Origin of the sequence: Streptomyces viridochromogenes, from assembly GCF_001270495.1 — a bacterium.
GTDB lineage: Bacteria > Actinomycetota > Actinomycetes > Streptomycetales > Streptomycetaceae > Streptomyces > Streptomyces viridochromogenes_A.
Map to the genome: position 1 here is coordinate 1 of NZ_LGUR01000095.1, position 4764 is coordinate 4764.

Consider the following 4764-nt stretch of genomic DNA (forward strand, 5'->3'; position numbering starts at 1 on the left):
ATCGTGCCCGGCCTGAAGGGCGCGCTCGATGTGCGCCTCGATCCTGCCGTGCAGCAGGGAAAGGGCGCACCAGCCCTGGGCGAGCGCGGTGAGCGCGGGGTCCGTCGCTGTCATGGCGTGTTCCTCCATCCCGGGGCGGCTGAAGCCAGAGTAGAGCAGGATCGCAATAGGCTGCGCTTGCAAGTATCACGCGTCTGCAAGTATTGTTATCACGCGTAAAGCGCTCCTGCAATCTTCTGGAAGGTGCATCCCTTCATGCCTCTCGCGCTTCTGGCCCTCGCGATCGGGGCCTTCGGAATCGGGACGACCGAGTTCGTGATCATGGGTCTGCTGCCCGAGGTCGCGGGCGACTTCGGGGTGTCCATCCCCACCGCCGGCTTTCTGGTGACCGGCTACGCGCTCGGCGTGGTCCTCGGCGCCCCCCTGATGACCGTGCTCGGCACCAAGGTCTCCCGCAAGCGGATGCTGATGCTGCTGATGGGGCTGTTCATCGTCGGCAATCTGCTCTCCGCTCTCGCCCCCGCGTTCTCCGTCATGCTCATCGGCCGTGTGGTCGCCTCGCTCGCCCACGGTGCCTTCTTCGGCATCGGCTCGGTCGTCGCGGCCGATCTGGTCGCCCCGGACAAGAAGGCCGGTGCCATCGCGATGATGTTCACCGGCCTGACCGTCGCCAATGTTGTCGGCGTCCCGCTGGGCACGTTCGTCGGACAGTCCATCGGCTGGCGCGTCACCTTCGGCATCGTCGCCGCGCTCGGGGTCGTCGGACTTGCCGGCATCGCCAAGCTCGTCCCCGACATGCCCAAGCAGCAGGGTGTACGCCTGCGCCACGAGCTGGCCGCGTTCAAGAACGCCCAAGTTCTGCTCGCCATGATGATGACGGTCCTCGGCTTCGGCGGCGTCTTCGCGGCCATCACCTACATCGCGCCGATGATGACGCACGTCGCCGGCTTCGCCGACGGCTCCGTCACCTGGCTGCTGGTCCTGTTCGGGCTCGGCATGGTCGGAGGCAACCTCGTCGGTGGCAAGTACGCCGACCGAGCGCTGATGCCCCTGCTGTACGTCTCCCTGGGTGCCCTCGCCGTCGTGCTCGCGCTGTTCACGCTCACGGCCCACAACAAGGTCCTCGCGGCCGTCACCATCGCGCTGATCGGAGCCCTGGGCTTCGCCACCGTCCCCCCGCTGCAGAAGCGCGTCCTCGACCAGGCACACGGCGCCCCGACACTGGCCTCGGCCGTGAACATCGGCGCCTTCAACCTCGGCAACGCGGTCTCCGCCTGGCTCGGCGGCATCGTCATCGCCGCCGGCTACGGCTACACCTCCCCCAACTGGGTGGGCGCCGCCCTCGCCGCGGCCGCGCTGCTGCTCGCTTTCCTCTCGGCCGCACTGGAGCGACGCGACGGAGCATCCTCCAGCACCGTCGTCACGGGTACCGCGCCCGCCGAGCAGCGAGCCGTCGTACACCACTGAGCCGACCCATGTGCGAGGTCAGGGCCGCCCCCGCACATCCGGCACCGCGACAGTCCACCTCAGCACCACACAGCAAGGAGACCCCCATGAGCACCACCCTCGCCGTCGCCCCCTTGACCACCCAGGACGCCGACCTCCTCGTCGCCGCCGCCCACCGGGCCGCCGAGGCCGCCGGGGTGACAGCCAGCGTCACGGTCCTGGATGCCGGAGGCCATCTGCTCTCCTTCCGGCGGGACGACCGAGCCGTGCTGATCTCCGGAGAGACCAGCACCCGCAAGGCCTACACGGCACTCCAGCTCGACACCCCGACCGCCGATCTCGTCGACGCGGTACAGCCCGGTGGCCTCTTCCACACCCTGCCCACCGCGCTCGACCGGCCGCTGCTCTTCATCGCGGGCGGTGTGCCGATCCATCGGGACGGTCGGCTGATCGGCGCGATCGGGGCGGGCGGTGGCGCGCCGGAGCAGGACCACGCCTTCGCAACGGCCGCGATCGAGGCCCTGGCCTGACGGCACACCTCCGCATCACGTGACGGCGCCTGCGTCTCGATGAGGAAACGCCGGCCCCCGCGGGGACCGGCGTTTCCCATGAGCACCACACTCGCGGCTGAGTGCCTCAGCCTGCCGCGACGGTCAGCGGAGCGAACCGCCGTGTCCAGTCACCGGGCAGTTCCGAGATGCCGGAAGTCATCACCGAGTTGAAGGTGACGGAGGCCAGACCGTGCTCCTTCGCCCAGGCCAGCAGCTCCTCATGGCGTACGTCGATATCGGTGCGCAACGGTCGGGCGGTGTGGGCGGCGAGGGATGCGATGAGCGCCTTCGCGGTTGCCGTGTCGCGGGCGATCATTGGGCCCACGACCTGGGTGGCCATGTTGGGCCAGGCGCCCGCATAGCCGATGATCCGGCCTTGTGCCTCGGCGACGCGCAGTTGGTCGACGAAAGCGGGCAACCGCGTGATGATGTGCGTGCGATCGGCGCCGAACACCTCCTCGTCGAGCCGGAGGATCGCGCTGAGGTCCTCAGCGGTGGCCGCACGCGTGGCGACCGAGGGCTCCGCGACGCCGGGCCTGAAGTGCCCGAGCAGCATCTCCGCCCGGCCGGTGACCTTGAAGCCGAGTTCCTCGTAGAGCGGCTGGCCGTATGGCGTCGCGTGCAGCGTCAGCGGTGTCGTGCCCATCGCGGAGATGACGTGCTGCATCAGTCGGCGTCCGATGCCCTGGCGGGCATGACGCTCGGCGACCAGGACCATGCCGACGGCCGCCAGGTCGGGGCGGTCCTGCGGTCCGTACTGCGTGACGACACAGGCGCTGACGAGCCCGCCGGCGGGGTCGTCGATCCCGTAGCCCTTCCCGGCTGTCAGGAGGAACCCCCACTTGTGTTCCTCACGGGGCCAGCCCCGTTCCTCGGACAAGTCGGCGCAGGCGGTGAGGTCGCGAGGCGTCAGACGGCGGATGGGCAGAGCGGCGAGGGAAGGAGTCGGCACGCAGGTCAGGCTGTCTGACGACTGCCCTGGTCGTCCAGCCGTTTCCGAGGAGACGTACGAGCTTTTGGCCATGTCATGGTTCACCGCGCAACGTGCAGATGGCCGCTGGGTGTTTCACGTGAAACATGGAAGAACGACGGGAGTCCATCGCGTACGTGGGGACGAGCACTTCCCGAGCTCTGCGGCGATCGTCGCACTGTTCACGATCTTCACCCAGGGGAGCGACAGGACATCCCGTTAGCCTCATGGCCCATGGCGCGACTTCACCTCTTCGATCTCGACGGCACGCTCCTGCACGGAACGTCCGCCCCCGTGGAGATCTCACGTCAACTCGGGTTGGAAGCGGAGACCGTGGCGCTCGACCGCGAGATCTCCGCGGGGCTGATCGGGCCTCCCGAGTATGCGAGGCGGGTCCACGCACTCTGGGCCGATCTCACCGAGGCCCATGTGGCAGCCGCTTTCGAGGGCGCTCCCTGGCTGACCGGGATCCGCGAGGTCTGGGAGGAGATCAGGGGACAGGGTGACTACTGCGCCGTCGTGTCGCTCTCACCCTCCTTCTTCGTGGAGCGGCTGACGGGCTGGGGCGCGCACGCGGCCTATGGTTCCCGGTTTCCAGCCGTGCCGTTCACCCAGCCCGTCGACCCGGCAGGAGTTCTCAGCGCCGCGGCCAAGGTCCGGATCGCCGACCACCTCTGCGAGGAGTTCGGGGTGACCCGGGCCGAATGCGTTGCCTATGGCGACTCGCTGTCGGACAAAGATCTGTTCAGTGCCGTCCCGGTCTCCGTCGCGGTCAACGCGGACCGCCACCTGACCGGACTCGCGACCCACTCTTATATGGGGATGGATCTGTGGGAAGCCTATGAATTGGTGCGCAGCAGCCGGTAATTGAAGGAATTACCCGTTCGCCCCCTGGCCCCATTCGTGAGGGATGAAGGGGGGACTTGTGATCGGGGCCGCTGCCGGTATGGTCGACTCCGGTTCGTGTCCGAGCTGTGATGGAGACGCGCAGCTCGGATCGAGCGCAAGGCACCGCAGCCTAACGGGACGGAGAGATCGAAGACCCGCGTTCTCGGTAATCCGACCGGGCGCCCATACACGATGGGATGCTGCGGTGAGAGTACTGCGGCCAATGTCACACTCTCGCCTTACTTGTCCGTACCGGGTGTGAATACAGGTTGTATGTGGCCGTATTGATTGCGGCAACGAACGGGGAATGCAAGCCATCGCGGGGGAAGCAGGCACCTTCCGATCGAGGAAGTGCGCAGACCGACTGAAAGATGTTCGAGGCGAGGCACACCATGGACGCTCCGACCACCACGTCGGCCGACAACGGCACTTCCGGCGGCGGGGGCGGCTGGTTCACGCCGCGCAAGCAGCCGACGACGAATCCGGGCAGCGAACAGGAGACGGCCGAGGGCAGCCGCCTGGCGGCGATGCGCCCGGTGGGCAGGTCGGCGCCGGGCCACGACACGGCCCCGACACCTCAGGACGGCACACAGCCCGCCCCGACGGCCACCCCGGCGGATCCCGGCCTCGCGCCCGCCCCACCGGACCCGGCTGAGCGTCCGGCCCCCGAGCGAGGGGCCCCGGCCGCGATACCGACCCCCGGCCCGCCCGTCCCGAGTCGGATATCGCCCACGGGATCGACGTCCTCCCACGCCCCGTCCCCGGAGCAGGCCCCGCAAGCCTCCGCCCAGGCGACCATCGCACCGCCGGAGATATCGGGCCTCACCCCTCTCACCACGCCCTCCGCCCAGGTACGCGGGCCGATCCAGCGTCCGTCAACGGCCCAACCCCGCGTGGTGGGGATCGCGT

Annotated in this window: 4 protein-coding genes and 2 pseudogenes; 4 read left to right on the forward strand and 2 right to left on the reverse strand. The window is 68.7% G+C overall.

The features are described 5' to 3' along the window. Positions 1 to 114: pseudogene (locus tag ADK36_RS46055) on the reverse strand (MarR family transcriptional regulator); the annotation flags it as partial. A 141-nt stretch (positions 115 to 255) separates the two neighbouring features. On the opposite strand from ADK36_RS46055, the gene ADK36_RS10800 reads away from it, so the two are divergent. Both ADK36_RS10800 and ADK36_RS10805 read left to right on the forward strand, forming a co-directional pair. Next, positions 256 to 1467 carry an MFS transporter gene (locus tag ADK36_RS10800; RefSeq protein ID WP_048587526.1) on the forward strand — a complete coding sequence of 404 codons (1212 nt, stop codon included), beginning with the start codon at positions 256 to 258 and terminating at the stop codon, positions 1465 to 1467. A gap of 86 nt (positions 1468 to 1553) precedes the next feature. Then, positions 1554 to 1976, forward strand: a complete 423-nt coding sequence (locus ADK36_RS10805) for a GlcG/HbpS family heme-binding protein (RefSeq protein ID WP_053197119.1) — start codon at positions 1554 to 1556, stop codon at positions 1974 to 1976. A 106-nt stretch (positions 1977 to 2082) separates the two neighbouring features. On the opposite strand, the gene ADK36_RS10810 is transcribed toward ADK36_RS10805, so the two are convergent. Further along, entirely contained in the window at positions 2083 to 2949 is an 867-nt protein-coding gene (locus ADK36_RS10810) for a GNAT family N-acetyltransferase (RefSeq protein WP_053197121.1), read from the reverse strand. A gap of 252 nt (positions 2950 to 3201) precedes the next feature. Here ADK36_RS10810 and ADK36_RS10815 point away from each other — a divergent pair, with 252 nt between their 5' ends. Both ADK36_RS10815 and ADK36_RS48730 read left to right on the forward strand, forming a co-directional pair. After that, a complete protein-coding gene (locus ADK36_RS10815; RefSeq protein WP_048587529.1) occupies positions 3202 to 3834 on the forward strand; it encodes an HAD family hydrolase in 633 nt (210 codons plus the stop codon). Positions 3835 to 4247: 413 nt separating this feature from the next. Further along, positions 4248 to 4764, forward strand: a pseudogene (locus ADK36_RS48730) (globin domain-containing protein); the annotation flags it as partial.